The sequence below is a fragment of the Actinomadura kijaniata NBRC 14229 genome (genome assembly GCF_001552175.1).
Taxonomy (GTDB): Bacteria; Actinomycetota; Actinomycetes; order Streptosporangiales; family Streptosporangiaceae; genus Spirillospora; species Spirillospora kijaniata.
The window spans coordinates 1-20,479 of the sequence record NZ_BCQR01000053.1 but is presented as its reverse complement, the minus strand read 5'-3'; the positions used below and the strand labels follow the sequence as shown (position 1 = coordinate 20,479).

The window sequence follows — 20,479 nt, the reverse complement described above, 5'->3', positions numbered from 1 at the left end:
TGTGATCTCGCTGAGCTGGCGTTCGGTGGCGAGCACGAACTTCTCCCAAGGAACTGGAACATGACGACCGAACAGATGACGGGAGCCCAGGCGCTGGTCCGCGCCCTGGAGAACGTCGGCGTCGACACGGTGTTCGGCATTCCCGGCGGCGCGATCCTCCCGGCGTACGACCCCCTCTTCGACTCCCGGAAGATCCGCCACATCCTGGTGCGGCACGAGCAGGGCGCCGGGCACGCAGCGCAGGGCTACGCGATGGTCACCGGCAGGGTCGGCGTGTGCATGGCCACCAGCGGTCCCGGCGCGACCAACCTGGTCACCCCGATCGCCGACGCCTACATGGACTCGGTCCCGATGGTCGCGATCACCGGTCAGGTCCCGTCGGCGGCGATCGGCACCGACGCGTTCCAGGAGGCCGACATCGCCGGCATCACGATGCCGATCACCAAGCACAACTTCCTGATCACCGATCCGCGGGACATCGGCCGCACGATCGTCGAGGCGTTCCACATCGCCTCCACCGGCCGTCCCGGACCGGTCCTGGTCGACATCTCCAAGGACGCGCTGCAGGCCACGTTCGAGTTCGAGTGGCCGGTCCAGATGCAGCTGCCGGGCTACCGCCCCGTCACCCGGCCGCACTCCAAGCAGGTCCGCGAGGCCGCCCGGCTGCTCACCGCCGCCCAGCGTCCGGTGCTGTACGTCGGCGGCGGCGTCGTCAAGGCCGGGGCCTCCGCCGAGCTGAAGGTCCTGGCCGAGCTGACCGGCGCCCCGGTCGTCACCACGCTGATGGCCAAGGGCGCCTTCCCCGACAGCCACCCCCAGCACATGGGCATGCCCGGCATGCACGGCAACGTCGGCGCGGTCGGCGCGCTGCAGAAGGCCGACCTGCTGGTCACGCTCGGCGCGCGGTTCGACGACCGCGTCACCGGCAAGCTGGACGGGTTCGCCCCGCACGCCAAGGTCGTGCACGCCGACATCGACCCGGCCGAGATCTCCAAGAACCGGCACGCCGACGTCCCGATCGTCGGCGACGCCCGCGAGGTGATCGCCGACCTGATCGTCGCGGTCCAGGCCGAGCACGACGCCGGCCGCCGCGGCGACTACGCCGAGTGGTGGCGGCAGCTGGAGGCCTGGCGCGAGACCTACCCGCTGGGCTACGACCAGCCCGAGGACGGCTCGCTGTCCCCCCAGCACGTCATCGAGCGGATCGGGAAGATGGTCGGCCCCGACGCCTACTACGTCGCGGGCGTCGGCCAGCACCAGATGTGGGCCGCGCAGTTCATCAAGTACGAGCGGCCCGGCGCGTTCCTGAACTCCGGCGGCGCGGGCACGATGGGCTACGCCGTCCCCGCCGCGATGGGCGCCAAGGTCGGCCGGCCGGACACCCAGGTCTGGGCGATCGACGGCGACGGCTGCTTCCAGATGACCAACCAGGAGCTGGCCACCTGCGCCATCGAGGGCATCCCCGTCAAGATCGCCGTCATCAACAACGGCAACCTCGGCATGGTCCGCCAGTGGCAGACGCTCTTCTACAACGAGCGCTACTCCAACACCAATCTGCACTCCAGGCGGATTCCCGACTTCGTGAAGCTGGCGGAGGCGTACGGTTGCGTGGGGCTGCGGTGCGACCGGCCCGAGGACGTCGACGCGACGATCGCCAAGGCCATGGAGATCAACGACGCGCCCGTCGTCATCGACTTCGTCGTCCACCAGGACGCGATGGTGTGGCCGATGGTCGCCGCCGGCACCGGCAACGACGACATCAAGATCGCGCGTGACCTCGCCCCCGACTGGGAGAACGGAGACTGACCATGAGCCTGCACACCCTCTCGGTCCTGGTCGAGAACAAGCCGGGCATCCTCGCCCGCGTGGCGGCCCTGTTCTCCCGGCGCGGCTTCAACATCGAGTCCCTGGCGGTCGGCACCACCGAGCACCCGGAGATCTCCCGGATGACGATCGTGGTGAACGTCGAGGAGCTCCCGCTGGAGCAGGTCACCAAGCAGCTCAACAAGCTGGTGAACGTCCTGAAGATCGTCGAGCTGGACCCGTCCCAGTCGGTCCAGCGCGAACTGGTGCTGGTCAAGGTCCGCGCCGACGCCGAGACGCGGTCCCAGGTCCTGGAGACCGTCCAGCTGTTCCGCGCCAAGGTGGTGGACGTCGCCCCCGACGCGGTGACCATCGAGGTCACCGGCAACCGGGACAAGCTGGAGGCGTTCATCCGGGTCCTGGAGCCGTTCGGCATCAAGGAACTGGTGCAGTCGGGCATGGTGGCCATCGGCCGCGGCGCCCGGTCCATCACCGACCGGTCGCTGCGCGCCATCGAGCGCAGCGCCTGATCCACCCCACGAGACACAACGAAAGGCAGCACCCACAGTGGCTGAGATGTTCTACGACAACGACGCGGACCTGAGCATCATCCAGGGCCGGCACGTCGCCGTCATCGGCTACGGCTCCCAGGGCCACGCGCACGCCCTGTCCCTGCGCGACTCGGGGGTGGACGTCCGCATCGGCCTGCCGGAGGGCTCCAAGAGCCGGGAGAAGGCCGAGGCCGAGGGCCTGCGGGTGCTCACCCCGGCCGAGGCGGCCGAGGAGGCCGACCTGATCATGATCCTGGCGCCGGACCACCTGCAGCGCGCGATCTACGAGAACGACATCAAGCCCGCCCTGGTGGAGGGCGACGCGCTGTTCTTCGGCCACGGCTTCAACATCCGCTTCGGCCTGATCGAGCCCCCGGCGGGCGTCGACGTCGCCATGGTCGCCCCCAAGGGCCCGGGCCACCTGGTGCGCCGCCAGTACACCGCCGGCCGCGGCGTCCCGGTGATCGTCGCCGTCGAGAAGGACGCCTCCGGCGGCGCCTGGCCGCTGGCCCTGTCCTACGCCAAGGCCATCGGCGGCCTGCGCGCGGGCGGCATCAGGACGACCTTCACCGAGGAGACCGAGACCGACCTGTTCGGCGAGCAGGCCGTGCTGTGCGGCGGCGCGGCCGAGCTGGTCAAGACCGGGTTCGAGGTGCTGGTCGAGGCGGGCTACCAGCCCGAGGTCGCCTACTTCGAGTGCCTGCACGAGCTGAAGCTGATCGTCGACCTCATGTACGAGGGCGGCATCTCCAAGATGTACTGGTCGGTGTCCGACACCGCCGAGTACGGCGGCCTCACCCGGGGCCCGCGCGTCATCACCGCCGACACCAAGGCGGAGATGAAGCGGATCCTCGGCGAGATCCAGTCCGGCGAGTTCGCCAAGGAGCTGGTGTCCGAGTTCGAGTCGGGCCAGGCGACGTTCGGCAAGCTCCGCAAGGAGCTGTCGACCCACCCGATCGAGGAGACCGGCGGCAAGCTGCGCCCGATGATGAGCTGGCTGAACGACTGATCCGGCCCACGCCGCAGCGCGCCCGTCGCGGCCGGACCACCGGCCCCGGCGGGCGCGTCGCGCGTTCGGCGGGTCACCGGGCCAGGCGGCGGCGGATCCGGGCGCGCAGCGGGACGGGCCGGGCGTCGCCCTTCACCAGGACCGCCAGGTAGCCGCCCTTGGTGAAGTAGATCGTGGCCTCGGTGCCGGGACCCAGCCGGCGTTTGCGGGGGTCCTCGGGCATCGCCGGGTCCCGGACCTTTCCGAACCGGCTCTCCCGGCTCACGCCGAGGGCCGTGGCCGCCACGTACAGGTCCCAGCGGCCCGGTCCGGGCGCGGTCATGTCGACCAGCGCCTCGAAGCCGTCGGGGTCGGCGCGGGCGGCGACGCGGTGCTCGGCCCTGGTGGTGCGCTCCCGCAGGATCACGTCCACGGCGGTGCGGTGGGTCTCGATGCGTTGCAGGCGGGCCAGGCCCCGGACGCGCACGCTGGCCCCCTCGTGCCAGCCGACCGCGTCCAGGCGGTGCTCCACGCCGATCTCGGCGGTGATGTCGGCGTCCTGGCGGGGGACCCCGCGCAGGTAGGGGTACAGGGCGTAGACCCGGCCGCCGACCACCACGGCGCCCGCCGGGCTGCCGGTCACCTCGTCGTGGATCAGCCGTTCCAGCTCCTCGCGCAGCCCGTTCTGGATGCAGAACGCGCGCAGCCGGTAGGAGGCGGGCAGCGCGGCGCGCGCGGCGTCGCTGAGCCCCTCGTCGCCGAGCACCCGCCGGGTGCCCTCCACCAGGCGGTCGCGCTGGGGGCGGTCGAGGTCGAGGAAGCGGTGGTCGTACACGCGGAGGACGTCGCGCAGGACACTGATCGTGCAGTCCGAGGTCACGGGAGTCTCCAGGTCGGGCGGGATGGGCATCACGTTACGACCACAGTCGGTCGCGCACAGTGAAAACGCGGCAGCACGTCATCCGAATGCATACTCGGTATTGCTCCCGGGATACTCGGTATGCATACTTGGTAGGCATGTCCATCCGTCATGGTCTGCTGGCCCTGCTGTCCCGGGGGCCTCGCTACGGCTACCAGCTGCGCGCCGAGTTCGAGGCGTCCACCGGCTCCACCTGGCCGCTCAACATCGGGCAGGTCTACTCCACCCTGTCCCGGCTGGAACGCGACGGCCTCGTCAGCCAGGCGGGCGCGGACGACGAGGGCCGGGTCGTCTACCGCATCACGACGGAGGGCGAGGCGGAGGTGCGCGAGTGGTTCGCCACCCCGATCGCGCGCGCCGACCGGCCGCGCGACGAGCTGGCGATCAAGCTGGCGATGGCGGTGACCGCGCCGGGCGTGGACGTGCGGGAGGTCGTGCAGACGCAGCGGACCGCCACCCTGCGGTCGCTCCAGGACCTCACCCGGCTCAAGGCCGAGGCGCCCGTCCTGCCCGAGGACCCCGGCGAGCGCGCCTGGCGCCTGGTCCTGGAATCGATGATCTTCCAGGCGGAGGCCGAGGTGCGCTGGCTGGACCACTGCGAGTCGTTCATGATCCGCGTCGCGCACACCGCGCCCGCCCCTGGTGAGCCCGCCCCTGATGAGCCTGTGCCCGGCGAGTCCGTGCCGGTCCGCCCCCTCCCTGGAAAGGAGACGCGCCGGTGAGCGTCCTGGTGATGAACGCGGTGTCGCGCGAGCACGGTTCCGGGGCCGCGCTGGTCCGCGCGCTGGACGGGGTCGGCCTGACCGTCGGGGCGGGGGAGTTCGTCGCGGTGATGGGCCCGTCGGGCTCCGGCAAGTCCACGCTGCTGACGCTGGCCGGGGGGCTGGACGCCCCCACCGCCGGTCAGATCCTGGTCGAGGGGGTGGACCTGGCGCGGCTGCCCCGCAAGAAGGTCGCCGAACTGCGCCGCCGCCGCATCGGCTACGTCTTCCAGGACCTCAACCTGATCCCGAGCCTCACCGCCGCCGAGAACGTCATGCTCCCGCGCGAGCTGGACGGCGTCCGCGCCCGCCAGGCCCGCCGCGAGGCGGTGCTCGCGCTGCGCGAGGTCGGCCTCGCCGAGCTGGCCGACCGGTTCCCCGAGGAGATGTCGGGCGGCCAGCAGCAGCGCGTCGCCATCGCCCGCGCCCTGGTCGGCGACCGCCGCCTGATGCTGGCCGACGAGCCGACCGGCGCGCTCGACAGCACCACCGGCGAGGAGGTCATGCGCGTGCTGCGGGCCCGCTGCGACGCGGGCGCGGCCTGCCTGATGGTGACGCACGAGTCCCGGCACGCCGCCTGGGCCGACCGCGTGGTGTTCCTGCGGGACGGCCGGATGGTCGACGCCACCGGCCCCCGCCCCGGCCCGGAGTCGCTGTTCCAGGAGGCCCGGTGAACACGGCCACGCTCCGGATCGCCTGGCGGGACGCGCGGCGGGCGAAGGGCCGGACCGCGCTGGTCGCCCTGATGATCGGCCTGCCGGTCATGATGATCACGGCGGTGGCGGTGCTGCTGCCCACCGCCGAGTGGTCGCTCCGGGAGGAGCTGCCCCACGAGCTGGGCCGCGCCGACGCCCGGATCAGCGGCGTCGCGCGGCAACCGGTCCAGCAGACCGGGATCACCGAAGACGGGTACTCCGGGGGCGGGCAGGACGACCCCGCGAAGCCGTGGAGCGCCGAGGAGATCCGGCGGCACGTCGCGGCCCGGTACGGCGACGGCGTCCGCGTGACGCCGGTGACCGACGTCGGCTGGCACCGGGTGCGGACGCCGCGCGGCGCGCGGGGCGTCAAGGTCACCGAGGTGGACCTGCGCGACCCGCTGACACGGGGGCTGTTCGACGTCGTCGCGGGACGGGCCCCGGCCGCGCCCGGGGAGATCGCGCTGGGCGCGGCGTTCGCCGAACGCGGCTTCCGGACCGGCGACACGGTGAGCGTCGACGGCGGCACCGCCAAGCGCCTGGTCGGGTTCGTGAGGTCCCCGCGCTTTCCGGGCGCGCCGGCCGCCGTCGCCGCGCCCGGCACGTTCGGCGGGCCCGACACGTTGACCCGCTGGCTGATCGCCACGGGCAAGCCGGTGACCTGGAAGGACGTGCAGGCGCTGAACGCCGCCGGGCTCACCGTGCTGTCCCGCGCGGTCGTCACCGACCCGCCCGACCGGCTGCGGCCGGAAACCGCCGACGGGAGACCGGGCACGGAGATCGCGATCAGCGCGATGGCCGTCGCGATGATCGTGCTGGAGGTCGTGCTGCTGGCCGGGCCCGCGTTCGCGGTCGGCCTGCGGCGGCGCCGCCGCGAGCTGGCGCTGGTCGCGGCCGTCGGCGGGCATGGCGGCCACCTGCGCGCGGTGGTGCTGGCGGGCGGTCTGGTGATCGGGGGTGTGGCCGCGCTGACCGGCGCGGCCACCGGCATCGGACTGGCCGCCGCCGTCGCCTGGCAGTCGGGGAACCTGAAGTCGGAGCCGTTCGGCCCGCTGGAGGTGCCCTGGCTCCAGGTGGCGGCAACGGTGGCGCTGGGCGCGGGCAGCGGCCTGGCGGCCGCGCTCGCCCCGGCGTTGCAGGCCGCCCGGATGAACGTGGTCGCCGCCCTGGCCGGACGCCGCGACCAGGCCCGCGCCCGCCGGGGCTGGCCGATCCTCGGCGGGCTGCTGATCGGCGGCGGGATCGCGCTCAGCCTGCTCGGAGCGCGGATCTGGCTGGAGTTCGGCGCGGCGTTCGGCGCCATCGCGATCATCATCGGCTGCGTGATGATCGGGCCGTGGGTGGTCGGCGTGACCGGGCGCGTCGCCGGGGCGCTGCCGCTGCCGCTGCGCCTGGCGGTCCGCGACGGCGCCCGCAACCGGGGCCGCGCCGCCCCCGCCGTCGCCGCGATCATGGCGGCGGTCGCCGGGATCACCGTGCTGGCCATCGGCGCGGCCAGCGACTTCGAGCAGCAGCGCGTCGAGTACCAGCCACGGCTGCCGATGGGCTCGACCGAGATCCGCATCGACCCGACGCGGGAGCGAGAGGTCCGGCGGGCGCTGGAGCAGGAGCTGCCCGGCGTTCCGTACGTGGCGCTGCGCTCCCTGCCCACCAGGGACAGCGGCTGCGGTGACGGCCCGGGGTCGGCGGCGCCGGACAACTGCCCGATGGTGGAGTTCACCCTGCCCGGCGACGGTGACGGGGTCATGGCCCCCGTCTACGGGGTCATGGTCGGCGGTCCGCGGGAGGCGCGCACGCTGCTCGGCCGCGACGTTCCCGAGGTGGCCGCCGCGCTCACGGCGGGCAAGGCCGTGCTGTTCCGCAGCCGGATCCCGGCGGACGGGAAGGTCGCGGCCCGGGTGTTCCGCTTCGAGGCCGAGCAGGACAGGACGCTGCGCGTCATCCGGAACATCCCGGCCGTTCCCGGGCCCGGCGACCCGCATGTCCGCGCCCTCGTCCCGCCGCGGGTCGCGGCCCGCTTCGGGCTGACGCCCTTCACCGACCGGATCGGCGTCCACCACGCCGACCACGTGGTCACCCGCGACGAGCAGGACCGGCTGACCGAACGTCTCGCCGGGGTGACGCGGGAGACGGGTGAGCGGGGCATGGGGGTCTACGTCGAACGCGGCTTCGACGCCTCCAACCTGGTGCCGATGGCGATCCTGGCGGCGGCGGCCGGGGTGCTGGTGCTGGGCGCGTCACTGATCACCACTGGGCTGTCGGCCGCCGACGCCCGGCCGGACCTGGCGACCCTCGCCGCGATCGGCGCCCGGCCCCGCACCCGGCGGCTGCTGATGATGGGCCAGGCCGGGTTCGTCGCGGTGCTGGGCTGCTGGCTGGGCGTCGCCGCCGGGATCGTGCCGGGGATCGCGGTCGCCTGGCCGCTCACCAACCCGGCCAACAACGGCACCGCCGAAGGGGCGCCCGCGCACGGCACGATCGTGGAGATCCCGTGGGAGCTGCTGGGGGCGGTCGGGGTGCTGGTGCCGTTGACGGCGGCGCTGGCGGCCGGACTGTTCACCCGGTCCCGGCTCCCGGTGGTGCGCCGGATGGCGAGTTGACCACCGCTCGGGCCACTTTCCGATACAAAAGGTTGGACAACCTGTCCCGTAACGACTTCGCAAAGAATTCACCCTACCGTTTTCGTGTCCGGTGTCCGATACTTGGCTAAAAGTCGCGAGGGGTGCGGCGTTCCCTGGGTTCCAGGGCGGATACTCATGGTGACCCGCGCCTGCGTGGCGGTGGGGCGGAGCGCATGAGCATCGAACGACTTCCCGGAGCCCGGGCCCCCGGGGGCCCGCGAACGTCGCAATTCCTTTCCGTGTCGGCATTTCCCTCGGCAGGTAATTCCCCGCTCCGCATTGCGCGCCACGCGGGGGAATATGGCGGAGGGCCGTGAGGTGGCGGCCGCCGAACGCGCCGTTCGCCGCTGGAACAGCTGCGGAACGGCGTGGCTGGCGTTGCTGCGGCACGTCTGGACCGCCGGCGAGGCGGGCATGGACGAGCACGGGCCCATCATCGAGGGGCCGCCGGTCCTCTTCGAGGTCAACGCGCTGAGCTGGGACGACCCGGTCCTGTGCCATCACGGCGACCGGATCCGGATGGCCCGGACCGCCCGCGAGTCCGGCCAGCCGCGCGACCTGGTCCGCCGGGTCGGGCCGGACGACGCCCCGGCCGGCTACTCGGTCCGGCTGCGGGACCTGCAGGGCGTCGACCAGATCCGCTGGGTCACCGACCTGCTGCGCGCCCGGCCCTGGACGACCAGCGCGTGGATCTCGCTCACCGTTCCCGGCGAACCCGTCGACGCGGTGCCCTGCCTGGCGGCGCTGTCGTTCCGCATCCGGGGCTACCAGCTGATCATGACGGCGATGTTCCGGTCGCAGAACGCCTACCGCGCCTACCTGTCCTACATCCCGCTGCGCGGCGTGCAGGTGGCGGTGGCCGAAGGACTGGGGCTGCCGGTGGGACCGATGCGGGTCTTCGTGGACGTGCCCTACGTGGCGGTGGCCGACGCCGAGCGCGTCGCGGCGATCCTGACCGCCTCCCCGGCCCCCGAACCGAACGCCGCCTGACAGCAGGTTCGATGGTCGCGGCCCGGTGGTGTCCGGGGGTTGTGCGGGTGGGCCTCGAACGTTCGGCCCGTCGTGTCACGGGCGACACCGCTACCATCGGTGGTCACAGGCGTGTCGCGGGACGAGTCGGCATCGCCGCCAACCGGATCTCCGAGCCGGGATAGACTCGCTTCCAGGCGGGACACGACGAGGTGGACTCGCGATTCTGCACGGCACATCCCACACATCTACTCCTCGAAGGACTGTTCCTTGAGCAAGCCTGTCGTCCTCGTCGCAGAAGAACTCTCCCCGGCCGGCATCGCCGTCCTCGAAGCCGACTTCGAGGTCCGGCACGTCGACGGCGCCGACCGCGCCGCGCTCCTGCCGGCCGTCGAAGACGTCGACGCGCTGATCGTGCGGAGCGCCACCAAGGTCACCGCCGAGGTGTTCCAGCACGCCCGGAAGCTGCGCGTGGTCGCCCGCGCCGGCGTCGGCCTCGACAACGTCGACGTCGAGGCCGCCACCAAGGCCGGCGTCATGGTCGTCAACGCGCCCACCTCCAACATCGTCACCGCCGCCGAGCACGCCATCGCGCTGCTGCTGGCCACCGCCCGGAACGTTCCGCAGGGCCACTCCGCGCTCAAGCAGGGCGAGTGGAAGCGCTCCAAGTACACCGGCGTCGAGCTGCAGGGCAAGACCGTCGGCGTCCTCGGCCTCGGCCGTATCGGCGTGCTGGTCGCGCAGCGGCTGGCGGCGTTCGACATGAACGTGATCGCCTACGACCCGTACGTGCAGGCCGCCCGCGCCGCCCAGCTCGGCGTGAAGCTGGTGCCCCTGGACGAGCTGCTGCGCGAGAGCGACTTCATCACCGTCCACCTGCCCAAGACCCCCGAGACCCTCGGCCTCATCGGCGACCGCGAGCTCCACCAGGTCAAGCCGAGCGTCCGCGTCGTCAACGCCGCGCGCGGCGGCATCGTCGACGAGACCGCCCTGGACCTCGCCCTCAAGGAGGGCCGCGTCGCCGGCGCGGGCATCGACGTGTTCTCCACCGAGCCGTGCACCGACAGCCCGCTGTTCCACCACGACAACGTCGTGGTCACCCCGCACCTCGGGGCCAGCACCCACGAGGCGCAGGAGAAGGCGGGCACCCAGGTCGCCCGTTCGGTGCGGCTGGCGCTGTCGGGCGAGTTCGTGCCCGACGCCGTCAACGTCCAGGGCGGCGCGGTCGCCGAGGACGTCAAGCCCGGCCTGCCGCTCGCCGAGAAGCTCGGCCGCATCTTCACCGCCCTGGCCGGGGGCGTCCCGGTCCGCTTCGACGTGGTGGTGCGCGGCGAGATCGCCGAGCACGACGTCAAGGTGCTGGAGCTGGCCGCGCTCAAGGGCCTGTTCCTGGACGTGACCGAGGAGGCGGTGACGTTCGTCAACGCCCCGCTGCAGGCCCGCGACCGCGGCGTCGAGGTCACCCTCACCACCAGCGAGGACAGCCCCGACTGGCGCAACGTCGTGCAGGTCCGCGGCACCATGGCCGACGGCTCGGTGGTGTCGGTGTCGGGCACCCTGTCCGGTCCCAAGCACATCGAGCGGATCATCGAGATCAACGGCTACGACATGGAGCTGGGCCCGACCCCGCACATGGCGTTCTTCACCTACGTCGACCGGCCCGGCATCGTCGGCACCGTCGGCCGCCTGCTCGGCGACGCGGGTGTCAACATCGCCAGCATGCAGGTCGGCCGGGACGCCAAGGGCGGCCGGGCGCTGATGGCGCTGACCGTCGACTCGGCGCTCCCGCCGCAGCTGGTCGAGGCCATCTGCGCCGAGGTCGGCGCGGACATGGGCCGCCGGGTGAACCTGCACGGCTGACCGTTCCCCGTCGAACGCCGCGATCCCGCACCGGGATCGCGGCGTTCGCGTTTCCGCAGGTCAACGCCTTATTCGTCTCATCATGTGAGAAGTTCGGCCACCGGTCGGGACAGCCGGGAACGCGCCGGGTACCGTGAGGTGTAGTCATGCGGCGCTTCGTAGTGATCCTTCGCTGCCGCAGCGGGGCCTGATCGGCAGGCCGGCGACCCGCTGCGGAGCGAGTGCTGCCGGCCATGCGACCGCCCGGCGCGCGGGCCGTGCGAACCACGGCGACCCGGCCGAGGCCCCGAACCAGCCGACACGACCATCACACGGAGCATCCCCATGCACGCTTCCACGCACACCGTCGCGCCGTCCTCCGACGACTCCCAGGAGGAGGCGGCCCGCGCCCTGCAGACCGCCCTGGACCGCCGCGACAACGGCGGCGCGTCCGGCCGCTGAGCCCCGGTTGCCCCCTGATCTTCCGCGGTGTAGGCAGGGGGCATGAACGGTGAGGCGGCCACGGCCGACGACGTCCGGGAGGCCCTGGCCCGCAACGCGGAGCTCGGGCCCTACTTCACGGTCGTCACCGACCCGGCCGAGTCCGCCGACCCGACCTGGCGGCCCCTGCCCGAGCACGACCCCGAGCACCTGGGCGGGCTGGTGGACGCCTACGCCGGACGCCTCGGCACCGCCGACCGCCGCGTGGCCGCCTCGATCCTGTTCCAGGGACTGGCGTCGCGGCTGTGGTCCCCGGCGGTCGCGGCGGCGGCGCGGGGGATCGTCCCCGACCTGTCGTCGCTGCACTGGCGGTGGGCCCCCGGCGCGCCGGTCGCGCTGTGGCTGGCCGATCCGCGCGGATGGCGTGCGGACGCGCCCGGCGCGCTCGTGCACCGCGCGGTGGTGGACGGGCAGCTGCGCCCGCTCCGCGAGACGCTGCTGGCGGTGGTCAAGCTGGCCGACGGCCTGCTGTGGGGGAACGCCGCCTCCGCGCTGGCCGGCACGGCGCACGCGGGCGGGCGGCGCCCCGAGCTGGCCGCCCCGATCCGCGCCCTGACCGAGGACCTGCTGACACGCGAGCCGTTGCGGGGAACGGGCGCGTTCACCCGCAACGGCTTCGTGCGCCGGAGCTGCTGCCTGTACTACAAGGTCCCGCCGGGCGGCGAGATGTGCGGCGACTGCGCCCTGCTGCCGCGCTGAGCGGTCAGGCCGCGACCGCCTCCGGCGACGGCCGCCGGGCGAGCGAGCGCTCCGTCAGGTGGCCGAACAGCAGGCCCAGCGTCGCCCACAGGGCGATCTGGACGCCCAGCGAGGCCACGCGGAAGTCCCACAGCACCGTCGCCGGGAAGCCGTCGGCCACCGCGTCGGGCCTGGGCGTCAGCCGGAACACGACCGCCAGCACGACGGCGAAGCCGACCGCGCTGACGACGGAGGCGTTCCACACGCCCAGCCTCGGCGCGAGCCGCCGCCCGACGATGACGGCCGCCGTCGTCGCCAGGACGCCGAGCGCCACCATCGAGAAGTACAGCGCCGTACGGCCGCCGATGGTGTCGGGGTTGCCGACCGCCGGGGGAGTGGCCGGGTACTTCAGGAACGGCACCAGCACCACCGCCACGAACCCGGCCAGCGCGACCAGGGCGGAGGTGGCGCGGGCGCCCAGCGTGCCGAGCCGCCCGTAGGCGAACGCGAACGCGATGGCGAACAGCCCGCCGACCGCCACCCCGTAGAAGCCCATCGCCGTGATCAGCCCGATGGTCCGCTGCGCGGCGCGGCTGACCGGGGCCTCCTCGGCGTGCTCGGCGGCCGCGCCGTGGTGGGCGTGCCCGGCGGCGCCGGACTCCTCGAACGCGATGGCGTGCCCGACCTGCGGCTCCCCGTAGATCCAGGCGATGGCCAGCGCCACCGCGGCGGCGGCCAGCCCGACGAGCATGCCGCGGACCAGCAGTGATCTCATCATGATGCGCGCGACCCCGGCCGGTCAGTGGCAGGGGAAGCCGAGCAGGTGGCGTCCGTCGTGGGTGAACTCGTGCACCCAGTTGCCGCCGAACAGGGAGGTGGCGCCCTGCTCCGCGCCGACGAAGTAGATCAGCACCAGGCCGAGGACGGCGGCGAGCACCGCCCACGGGACGACCTCGCGCACGGGGACGCGGACCGGCGCCGGCCGGGACTGCTGCGCGGACGGAACGGCGGACTGGGCCATGTCGACGATCTCCTCACGGGGTTCACGCGCCCCGGTATGCGGAGGACGACGGAGCAGTTCCTGACTTCCCGGGCCGCTCCGCGCGGGAGGCGGCCGGGTCACAGTGGCGGGACCGTCCCGGAATCGCACCGGGTTCCTGCGGAGCCGTCGCCTCGATGTTGACTTGTTCGCCCAGAGCGTCCCCTGTGCGAGGTTCGGCGTCAAGTCACCGTTCGGCCCGTCCGTCCGCGCGGCGGTTCCGCCGTGGAACGCTCATCTTGAATGGTGAGACCATTTCTCATGAGTTGAGACGTTGCGGTAGAGTGCGCGCATGGCTTCCCGCAGCATCCGGCTGGCCGTCATCCCTGGTGACGGTATCGGCCCCGAGGTGGTCGCGGAAGGGCTGAAGGTTCTCGACGCCGTGGCCCCCGCGTTCGACCTGACGTTCGAGCAGACCGCCTACGACCTGGGCGCCGCCCGCTGGCACCGCACCGGCGAGGCGCTCCCGGACTCGGTGCTGGAGGAGCTCCGGGGCCAGGACGTCATCCTGCTCGGCGCGGTCGGCGACCCGAGCGTCCCGAGCGGCGTGCTGGAGCGGGGCCTGCTGCTGCGCACCCGGTTCGAGCTGGACCACTACGTCAACCTGCGGCCGGTCAAGCTGTTCCCCGGCGTCCAGACCCCGCTGGCCGGGATCAAGCCCGAGGACATCGACATGGTCGTCGTCCGCGAGGGCACCGAGGGCCCCTACACCGGCGTCGGCGGCGTGCTGCGCAAGGGCACCCCGCACGAGGTCGCCACCCAGGAGAGCGTCAACACCGCGTTCGGTGTCGAGCGGGTCGTCCGGTACGCGTTCGAGGTCGCCGCCAAGCGCCCGCGCAAGCGGCTGACCCTCGTCCACAAGGACAACGTCCTCACCTTCGCCGGCGACCTCTACCAGCGGGTCCTGAAGCGGGTCGGCGCGGAGTACCCGCAGGTCACCACCGACTACTGCCACGTCGACGCGGCCACGATGTTCTTCGTCAACCAGCCGCAGCGCTTCGACGTCGTCGTCACCGACAACCTGTTCGGCGACATCATCACCGACATCGGCGCGGCCATCGCGGGCGGGATCGGCCTGGCCGCATCCGGCAACGTCAACCCCGACCGCACCGCCCCGTCGATGTTCGAGCCCGTCCACGGCAGCGCGCCCGACATCGCCGGGCAGGGCAAGGCCGACCCGACCGCCACGGTCCTGTCGGTCGCCATGCTGCTGGACCACGTCGGCGAGGCCGAGGCCGCCCGCCGCGTCGAGCGGGCCGTCTCCGAGGACCTGGCCGAGCGCCGCGGGCAGGGCGCCCGTTCCACGGCGCAGATCGGCGACGCCATCGCCAAGCGAGTATCCGGCTAGCGGCGCGCCACCCGCCGGACGGGACACTCCGGGCGCGCCCCACGGCGCGCCCGGTTTTTTCGTGCGCGCACCGTGATCGAGGGGTGGGTCTCGACGAAGTACGACAATAAGGACTAAGGAATGCCGAGCGGCAACGGGGCCGCCCAGGCGATCCGCGAGAGGACCTCATCATGAGCAGCACCCTGGACTTCGACATCCGGCCCAATCCGCGGCCGACGCCCGCCGCCGAGCGTGAGCGCATCCTGGAGAACCCGGGATGGGGGCAGCACTTCACCGACCACATGGTCACCATCCGTTACTCGGCGGACAAGGGCTGGCACGACGCGCGGCTGGAGCCCTACGGTCCGCTCGCGCTCGATCCCGCCTCCCAGGTCCTGCACTACTCGCAGGAGCTGTTCGAGGGCCTGAAGGCCTACAAGCAGGCCGACGGCTCGATCGTCACGTTCCGGCCGTTCTCCAACGCCGCCCGCATGAACCGCTCGGCCCGGCGGATGGCGATGCCGGACATCCCCGAGGAGCTGTTCGTCCGGGCGCTGGAGGTCCTGGTCTCCACCGACCGGGACTGGGTCCCCGACCAGCCGGGCCACAGCCTGTACCTGCGGCCGTTCATGTTCGCCACCACCCGCGCGCTCGGCGTCAACCAGCCCGCGCAGGAGTACCTGTTCGTGGTGATCGCCTCTCCGTCCGGCAACTACTACGCGCGCGGCATCAAGCCGGTCACCGTCTGGCTGTCGCAGACCTACACCCGCGCCGCCCCCGGCGGCACCGGCGAGGCCAAGACCGGCGGGAACTACGCCGCCTCGTTCGCCGGGCAGGCCGAGGCCGTCGCGCACGGCTGCGACCAGGTCGTCTGGCTGGACGCCGTCGAGCACCGCTGGGTCGAGGAGGTGGGCTCGATGAACCTGATGTTCGTCTTCGGCTCCGGCTCGGGCGCCCGCCTGCTCACCCCCGCCCTCACCGGCACGCTGCTGCCGGGCATCACCCGCGACTCGATGCTCAAGCTCGCGCCCGACCTCGGCATCCCGGTCGAGGAAGGCAAGATCAACATCGACGAGTGGCAGGCCGGCTGCGAGTCCGGCGAGATCACCGAGGTGTTCGGCTGCGGCACCGCCGCGATCATCAGCCCGGTCGGCGCGGTCCGGGGGGCCGACCGCGAGTGGACGATCGGGAACGGCGAGCCCGGCGAGCTCTCCATGAGGCTGCGCGAGGAGCTGCTGGGCATCCAGTCCGGCACCCGCCCCGACCCCTACGGCTGGATCCACCGCATCATCTGACGGCCCCCGAACGCGGAAACGCCGCCCCCGAGAAGGCTCCGGTGGGCGGCGTTCGCCGTCCCGGGGGGCGGATGAGACCCTTTCGTCCCACATTGTGAGACGCGATGTGACGAAAGTGAGACGGGTATGGCAGACTGGCCGACATCATGCGCCACAGCCTCGTGATTATCGGCTGGCGCGCCGGCATCTGAACGGGACACCGCCGGCGCGCAGACCTCTCACGTCCGTGAGGGGTCTTTTTGTTTCCCCGGACACGGGACGCCACGGGCCGGCCACGACACCCCGAGGGGGACTACTCATGCAGGGCGACGCCTTCCACGTCTACGACACCACACTGCGCGACGGGTCGCAGCAGGAGGGGCTCAACCTCACCGTGGCCGACAAGCTGGCCATCGCCCGGCACCTCGACGACCTCGGCGTCGGGTTCATCGAGGGAGGCTGGCCCGGCGCCAACCCCAAGGACACCGAGTTCTTCAGGCGCGCTCGAACAGAGCTGCACCTGAACAACGCGCAGCTCACCGCGTTCGGCGCGACCCGCCGGGCCGGTCTGAAGGCCGCCGACGACCCCCAGGTGGCCGCCCTGCGCGACTCCGGCGCGCCGGTCGTGACGCTCGTCGCCAAGAGCCACGACCGGCACGTCGAACTGGCCCTCCGCACGACACTGGAGGAGAACCTCGCGATGATCCGCGACACGGTCTCCCACCTGCGTGCGGAGGGCCGGCGAGTCTTCCTGGACGCCGAGCACTTCTTCGACGGCCACGCCGCCAACCGCGCCTACGCGCTGGAGGTCGTGCGCACCGCCGCCGAGGCCGGGGCCGACGTCATCGCGCTGTGCGACACCAACGGCGGCATGCTCCCCGACGAGCTCGCCGACGTCGTCCACGACGTGGTCTCCGTCGGCGCCCGCGTCGGCATCCACTGCCACGACGACTCCGGCTGCGCCGTGGCCAACACCCTCGCGGCGGTGCGGGCCGGGGCCACCCACGTCCAGGGCTGCGCCAACGGCTACGGCGAGCGCAGCGGCAACGCCAACCTGTTCACCGTCGTCGGCAACCTCCAGCTCAAGCGCGGCATGCGCCTGGTCTCCGACGACCAGCTCGCCCGCATGACCCGCATCGCGCACTCGGTCTCCGAGGTCACCAACATCGCGCCCAGCTCCCAGCAGCCGTACGTGGGGCTGTCGGCGTTCGCCCACAAGGCGGGCCTGCACGCCTCGGCGATCAAGGTGGACCCGGACCTGTACCAGCACATCGACCCCGCCGTCGTCGGCAACGACATGCGCATGCTGGTCTCCAGCATGGCCGGGCGCGCCTCGGTCGAGCTGAAGGGCCGCGAGCTGGGCTACGACCTGTCCGGTGACCGCGCCCGGCAGGTCGTCGACAAGGTCAAGGAGCTGGAGAACGTCGGCTACACCTTCGAGGCCGCCGACGCGTCGTTCGAGCTGCTGGTCCGCGAGGAGCTGACCGGCGTGCGGCAGCGGCACTTCGAGGTCGAGTCCTGGCGCACCATCGTCGAGCGCCGCTCCGACGGCGCCATGGTGTCGGAGGCCACCGTCAAGCTGCACGCCAAGGGCGAGCGCATCATCGCCACCGGCGAGGGCAACGGCCCCGTCAACGCCCTCGACAACGCCCTGCGCACCGCCCTGGAGCGGCTGTTCCCCGAGCTGGCCCGGATGGAGCTGGTCGACTACAAGGTCCGCATCCTGGAGGGGACCCACGGCACCCACGCCCGCACCCGCGTGCTGATCGAGTCCTCCGACGGCGAGCACGAGTGGGGCACCGTCGGCGTCGCGGACAACGTCATCGGCGCGTCCTGGCAGGCGCTGGAGGAGGCGGTGTCGTTCTGCCTGCTGCGCGCGGGCTACGAGGCGGGGTGACCGGCGGGAATTTCCCGCCACGGCCGGGCATTGTCCGGGCATGGGCATTGAGGTCACCAACAACGCCGACGCGGGCCGGTACGAGATCCGCACCGACGGCGAGCTCGCCGGTTTCGCCGAGTACCGGCTGCGCGGCGACGGCACGACCGTCTTCACGCACACCGAGATCGACCCGGGGTTCGAGGGGCGGGGCCTCGGCGGCGAGCTGGCCCGGGGCGCGCTGGACGACGTGCGGGGACGCGGCGTGAAGACGGTGCCGCTGTGCCCGTTCATCAAGGGGTGGATCGAGAAGCACCCCGACTACCAGGACCTCGTCGCCTGACGGACGGCCGCCGGACACCTCCGGCGGCCGTTGCCGTCTCAGGCCTTGGGCTCGGCGCTCTGGATCACCTCGAAGCCCCACACCTCGGCCGCGGTGGCGGCCGGACCGCCGTGCCCGTGGCCGTGGCCGTGCCCCTGGGCCTCGGCGTCCTTGGCGGCCTGCGCGTGCCCGTGCCGGAACGCCTGGCTCTCGGTCCAGCGCGTGAAGTCCTCCTCGCTGCGCCACTGGGTGACGACCAGGTACCGGTCGAACCCCTCGGTGGGCCGCAGCAGCCGGAACCCCTCGAAGCCCTCGGCGGACTCCACCAGCCCGGCCCGCCCCGCGAACCGCCGCTCCAGCTCCTCGCGCCGCTCGGCGGGCACGGTCAGCACGTTGATCTTGACCACGGACACGGGCAACCCCCTTCGTAGACGACCGTCTCGACCCTATCCAGCCGCCGCCCGGCCGCTCATCCGGCCCGCAGCCGTGTCGCCGGCGGCTCCGACAGGCGGACCCAGCCGGCCAGCGCCGCCTCCTTCACGTGCACGCGGGTGCGCGCGTAGCCGGCCGGCCCGGCCCGGTCGCCGCCGTGGCGGACGACGTGCTCGTAGACGAACTCCGAGACGATGAACCCCAGGTCCGCGCCCGTCTCCCGCAACCGGGCCTTGAGCGCGGGCGCCTCCAGCAGCCGCGCGGTCTGGATGATCGCGCTGCCGGAGACGCCGCGCGGATCCCGTTCGACCGGGCCGACGTGCAGCGCCACGCAAAGCTGTAGCCACCGGGCGTCGCCGGGGCCGGCCCCGGCCTCCCGGTTGTACCGCCGCAGCCCGTCCGCCAGCCGGTCCCGCACCGGGCCGACCAGCAGCCGGGTCGGCGGGTACGTGCGCGGAGAGGCGGGCGTGCGCACCGAACTGGCCGGCGTCCGACATCTCGGCGGTGGCGTGCTGCCCGCGCCCCTGGAGGTCGTCGAGAGGCTCCTCGTCGGGGTGGGTGAGCCGTGCGTGCGGTACCGCTCCTACGACGACGGGCCGGAGCAGGTCGATCGGCAGGCGCGTCGCTACTGGTGAACATGGTGAACACGCGTTTGTCAGAAGGTTTTACCGGCGTGTCGTGGGCGGGAAAACCCTCTCTGATCTTGGGTTATCACTCTAAGTAATCAACCCATCACGGACAAGGGTCGCACATCCCGGCTAAAGTGGTGGCGGAAATCACGTTTGACGGCCACCATGAGTGGCTCCGGCCGCGTGTTGATCCCGCGGCCGACCGAGACCGACCCGGAGTGAACCTATGCCTGTTCGACCCTGCAGTCCCGAGACCGTGGTGACCACCACGGACGGGCCCTGGGCCGACGTGTCCTTCGGGCTGGGCGAGTTGTACGAGCTCGAAGGCGATCTGGCCCAGGCCGCCGAGTGGTACCGCGAGGCGGCCGAGTCCGGACGGGCCGACGCCGCGCTGCGGCTGGGCGACGTGCTGGGACGGCTGGCCGACGAGCGGCTGCCCGCCGCGCCCGACACCGCCGAGGAACTGCTGGCCGAGGCCACCCGCTGGCTCAGCGGCGCGCCGGCCGCCTCCTCGCCCGACGCCATCGAGCTGATCACCGAGATGCTCGACCGGCACCACCGCTGGGCCGCGCGGCGCGGGCTGGAGCCCGGCCCCGCGAGCTGACCAGGGTCAAGATCCGGCATGGGGTGAACCGAACGGCCCTGCGCATCGTCGGATTCCAGTGAGACCGAATGTCCCTGGAAGGTGACCAGTTGAGCGGCGAGGAACCCGGGCGCGTCCCCCCGGACCACAAGACGACCACCGAGTTCGAGATCCCTGCCGCGCGGCCCGACGAGCCCGCGGCGACGGCGGAGCCCGCCGGGGACCAGGGCGAGGCGACCGTCGTCGACCGGCCGGTCGACCCCGGCGACACCGCCCGGGACGACGTCCGGAACGACTGGGACGACACGCGGGACGACCCGGACGCCACGGCCTTCGACGTTCCCCGGAGCGCTCCCCCGGAGGGCGAGGCCCCGACCGAGGCGGACGCGACCGTCACCGACTTCCGCTCCGAGGGCGGGCCGGGCGCCGGGGCCGGCGAGCCCCCGGCCACCGTCGTCGACCTCCACAAGGAGCGGGCGGAGGGCCCGCCGCTCCTCGCGGACGTCCCGGAGGCGCCCTGGACCGCGCAGTTCGGGGCGGAGGCGGCCGAGACCGCCGAGGAACCTCCCGGGCCCCCCGTCGGGCCCGCCGCGGCCGGGTCGGCCGCCGCCGAGGCCCCGACCGCCCCCACGCCCGTCGGTCCCGCGCCGTCGCACCTGCGGGCCGAGGCCC

At 72.7% G+C, this 20,479-nt stretch carries 20 protein-coding genes, 1 pseudogene and 1 riboswitch; of the genes and pseudogenes, 16 read left to right on the top strand and 5 right to left on the bottom strand.

All coding sequences use genetic code 11. The features are described from left to right. Positions 1 to 60: 60 nt before the first annotated feature. The 3 genes from AKI01S_RS17990 to ilvC are packed head-to-tail and all read left to right on the top strand — an operon-like array spanning position 61 to position 3,363. A complete protein-coding gene (locus tag AKI01S_RS17990; RefSeq protein ID WP_067818686.1) occupies positions 61 to 1,806 on the top strand; it encodes an acetolactate synthase large subunit in 1,746 nt (581 codons plus the stop codon). Positions 1,807 to 1,808: 2 nt separating this feature from the next. After that, on the top strand, positions 1,809 to 2,333 hold the full coding sequence (gene ilvN, locus AKI01S_RS17985; RefSeq protein WP_067818683.1) for an acetolactate synthase small subunit: 525 nt from the start codon (positions 1,809 to 1,811) through the stop codon (positions 2,331 to 2,333). Between the two features lie 46 nt (positions 2,334 to 2,379). Further along, positions 2,380 to 3,363, top strand: coding sequence for a ketol-acid reductoisomerase (ilvC, locus tag AKI01S_RS17980; RefSeq protein WP_067818680.1), 984 nt, complete (start codon positions 2,380 to 2,382; stop codon positions 3,361 to 3,363). Positions 3,364 to 3,436: 73 nt separating this feature from the next. Here ilvC and AKI01S_RS17975 read toward each other — a convergent pair whose 3' ends face one another. Then, positions 3,437 to 4,222: a hypothetical protein gene (locus AKI01S_RS17975; RefSeq protein ID WP_067818784.1), complete on the bottom strand. Its 786-nt coding sequence runs from the start codon at positions 4,220 to 4,222 to the stop codon at positions 3,437 to 3,439. A 137-nt stretch (positions 4,223 to 4,359) separates the two neighbouring features. On the opposite strand from AKI01S_RS17975, the gene AKI01S_RS17970 reads away from it, so the two are divergent. The 6 genes from AKI01S_RS17970 (at position 4,360) to AKI01S_RS17945 (ending at position 12,346) form a co-directional block, all read left to right on the top strand. Then, positions 4,360 to 4,983, top strand: coding sequence for a PadR family transcriptional regulator (locus tag AKI01S_RS17970; protein WP_067818676.1), 624 nt, complete (start codon positions 4,360 to 4,362; stop codon positions 4,981 to 4,983). Continuing rightward, the gene (locus AKI01S_RS17965) at positions 4,980 to 5,696 is read left to right on the top strand and encodes an ABC transporter ATP-binding protein (protein ID WP_067818673.1); all 717 of its coding nucleotides are present in this window, start codon (positions 4,980 to 4,982) and stop codon (positions 5,694 to 5,696) included. The genes AKI01S_RS17970 and AKI01S_RS17965 overlap by 4 nt, the downstream gene beginning before the upstream one ends. Beyond that, positions 5,693 to 8,317 carry an FtsX-like permease family protein gene (locus AKI01S_RS17960; protein WP_067818670.1) on the top strand — a complete coding sequence of 875 codons (2,625 nt, stop codon included), beginning with the start codon at positions 5,693 to 5,695 and terminating at the stop codon, positions 8,315 to 8,317. Before AKI01S_RS17965 ends, AKI01S_RS17960 begins: the two co-directional genes overlap by 4 nt. 321 nt (positions 8,318 to 8,638) lie before the next feature. Further along, the gene (locus AKI01S_RS17955) at positions 8,639 to 9,328 is read left to right on the top strand and encodes a thymidylate synthase family protein (RefSeq protein WP_067818667.1); all 690 of its coding nucleotides are present in this window, start codon (positions 8,639 to 8,641) and stop codon (positions 9,326 to 9,328) included. A gap of 249 nt (positions 9,329 to 9,577) precedes the next feature. Then, positions 9,578 to 11,167 (top strand): phosphoglycerate dehydrogenase, encoded by a 1,590-nt coding sequence (gene serA / locus AKI01S_RS17950; protein WP_067818664.1) that lies wholly within the window; start codon positions 9,578 to 9,580, stop codon positions 11,165 to 11,167. Between the two features lie 483 nt (positions 11,168 to 11,650). Next, positions 11,651 to 12,346, top strand: a complete 696-nt coding sequence (locus tag AKI01S_RS17945) for a (2Fe-2S)-binding protein (protein ID WP_067818661.1) — start codon at positions 11,651 to 11,653, stop codon at positions 12,344 to 12,346. A gap of 4 nt (positions 12,347 to 12,350) precedes the next feature. Here AKI01S_RS17945 and AKI01S_RS17940 read toward each other — a convergent pair whose 3' ends face one another. Next, positions 12,351 to 13,103 carry a CbtA family protein gene (locus AKI01S_RS17940; protein ID WP_067818658.1) on the bottom strand — a complete coding sequence of 251 codons (753 nt, stop codon included), beginning with the start codon at positions 13,101 to 13,103 and terminating at the stop codon, positions 12,351 to 12,353. A 21-nt stretch (positions 13,104 to 13,124) separates the two neighbouring features. After that, entirely contained in the window at positions 13,125 to 13,346 is a 222-nt protein-coding gene (locus tag AKI01S_RS17935; RefSeq protein WP_067818656.1) for a CbtB domain-containing protein, read from the bottom strand. A 54-nt stretch (positions 13,347 to 13,400) separates the two neighbouring features. Further along, positions 13,401 to 13,485: riboswitch (cobalamin riboswitch) on the bottom strand. Positions 13,486 to 13,656: 171 nt separating this feature from the next. Here AKI01S_RS17935 and AKI01S_RS17930 point away from each other — a divergent pair. The 4 genes from AKI01S_RS17930 to AKI01S_RS17915 all read left to right on the top strand — a co-directional run bounded on the left by AKI01S_RS17930 (position 13,657) and on the right by AKI01S_RS17915 (position 18,184). Then, positions 13,657 to 14,712, top strand: coding sequence for a 3-isopropylmalate dehydrogenase (locus AKI01S_RS17930; RefSeq protein ID WP_067818652.1), 1,056 nt, complete (start codon positions 13,657 to 13,659; stop codon positions 14,710 to 14,712). Between the two features lie 170 nt (positions 14,713 to 14,882). Continuing rightward, positions 14,883 to 15,986, top strand: coding sequence for a branched-chain amino acid aminotransferase (locus tag AKI01S_RS17925; RefSeq protein ID WP_067818649.1), 1,104 nt, complete (start codon positions 14,883 to 14,885; stop codon positions 15,984 to 15,986). Between the two features lie 298 nt (positions 15,987 to 16,284). Continuing rightward, positions 16,285 to 17,862 (top strand): citramalate synthase, encoded by a 1,578-nt coding sequence (gene cimA / locus AKI01S_RS17920; protein ID WP_067818646.1) that lies wholly within the window; start codon positions 16,285 to 16,287, stop codon positions 17,860 to 17,862. A 40-nt stretch (positions 17,863 to 17,902) separates the two neighbouring features. Beyond that, positions 17,903 to 18,184: a GNAT family N-acetyltransferase gene (locus tag AKI01S_RS17915; RefSeq protein WP_067818642.1), complete on the top strand. Its 282-nt coding sequence runs from the start codon at positions 17,903 to 17,905 to the stop codon at positions 18,182 to 18,184. 38 nt (positions 18,185 to 18,222) lie between these two features. Here the strand turns inward: AKI01S_RS17915 and AKI01S_RS17910 are convergent, their stop codons facing one another. Both AKI01S_RS17910 and AKI01S_RS17905 read right to left on the bottom strand, forming a co-directional pair. Further along, positions 18,223 to 18,576, bottom strand: a complete 354-nt coding sequence (locus AKI01S_RS17910; RefSeq protein WP_067818637.1) for an antibiotic biosynthesis monooxygenase family protein — start codon at positions 18,574 to 18,576, stop codon at positions 18,223 to 18,225. A gap of 56 nt (positions 18,577 to 18,632) precedes the next feature. Then, complete coding sequence (locus AKI01S_RS17905; RefSeq protein WP_067818634.1) at positions 18,633 to 19,070, bottom strand: hypothetical protein; 438 nt, start codon at positions 19,068 to 19,070, stop codon at positions 18,633 to 18,635. On the opposite strand from AKI01S_RS17905, the gene AKI01S_RS50625 reads away from it, so the two are divergent. The 3 genes and pseudogenes from AKI01S_RS50625 to AKI01S_RS17895 form a co-directional block, all read left to right on the top strand. Continuing rightward, entirely contained in the window at positions 19,063 to 19,230 is a 168-nt protein-coding gene (locus tag AKI01S_RS50625) for a hypothetical protein (RefSeq protein WP_157419915.1), read from the top strand. The genes AKI01S_RS17905 and AKI01S_RS50625 overlap by 8 nt on opposite strands. A 220-nt stretch (positions 19,231 to 19,450) precedes the next feature. Next, positions 19,451 to 19,828 carry a tetratricopeptide repeat protein gene (locus tag AKI01S_RS17900; protein WP_067818631.1) on the top strand — a complete coding sequence of 126 codons (378 nt, stop codon included), beginning with the start codon at positions 19,451 to 19,453 and terminating at the stop codon, positions 19,826 to 19,828. A gap of 89 nt (positions 19,829 to 19,917) precedes the next feature. After that, positions 19,918 to 20,479, top strand: a pseudogene (locus tag AKI01S_RS17895) (hypothetical protein); the annotation flags it as partial.

Bases quoted from the DNA above. Each gene is read 5' to 3' on its own strand.
- ilvC (WP_067818680.1), top strand. From the start codon at position 2,380: ATGTTCTACGACAACGACGCGGACCTGAGCATCATCCAGGGCCGGCAC.
- AKI01S_RS17990 (WP_067818686.1), top strand. From the start codon at position 61: ATGACGACCGAACAGATGACGGGAGCCCAGGCGCTGGTCCGCGCCCTG.
- AKI01S_RS17930 (WP_067818652.1), top strand. From the start codon at position 13,657: ATGGCTTCCCGCAGCATCCGGCTGGCCGTCATCCCTGGTGACGGTATC.
- AKI01S_RS17940 (WP_067818658.1), bottom strand. From the start codon at position 13,103: ATGATGAGATCACTGCTGGTCCGCGGCATGCTCGTCGGGCTGGCCGCC.
- cimA (WP_067818646.1), top strand. From the start codon at position 16,285: ATGCAGGGCGACGCCTTCCACGTCTACGACACCACACTGCGCGACGGG.
- ilvN (WP_067818683.1), top strand. From the start codon at position 1,809: ATGAGCCTGCACACCCTCTCGGTCCTGGTCGAGAACAAGCCGGGCATC.
- AKI01S_RS17915 (WP_067818642.1), top strand. From the start codon at position 17,903: ATGGGCATTGAGGTCACCAACAACGCCGACGCGGGCCGGTACGAGATC.
- AKI01S_RS17970 (WP_067818676.1), top strand. From the start codon at position 4,360: ATGTCCATCCGTCATGGTCTGCTGGCCCTGCTGTCCCGGGGGCCTCGC.
- AKI01S_RS17955 (WP_067818667.1), top strand. From the start codon at position 8,639: ATGGCGGAGGGCCGTGAGGTGGCGGCCGCCGAACGCGCCGTTCGCCGC.
- AKI01S_RS17925 (WP_067818649.1), top strand. From the start codon at position 14,883: ATGAGCAGCACCCTGGACTTCGACATCCGGCCCAATCCGCGGCCGACG.
- AKI01S_RS17945 (WP_067818661.1), top strand. From the start codon at position 11,651: ATGAACGGTGAGGCGGCCACGGCCGACGACGTCCGGGAGGCCCTGGCC.
- AKI01S_RS17935 (WP_067818656.1), bottom strand. From the start codon at position 13,346: ATGGCCCAGTCCGCCGTTCCGTCCGCGCAGCAGTCCCGGCCGGCGCCG.
- AKI01S_RS17900 (WP_067818631.1), top strand. From the start codon at position 19,451: ATGCCTGTTCGACCCTGCAGTCCCGAGACCGTGGTGACCACCACGGAC.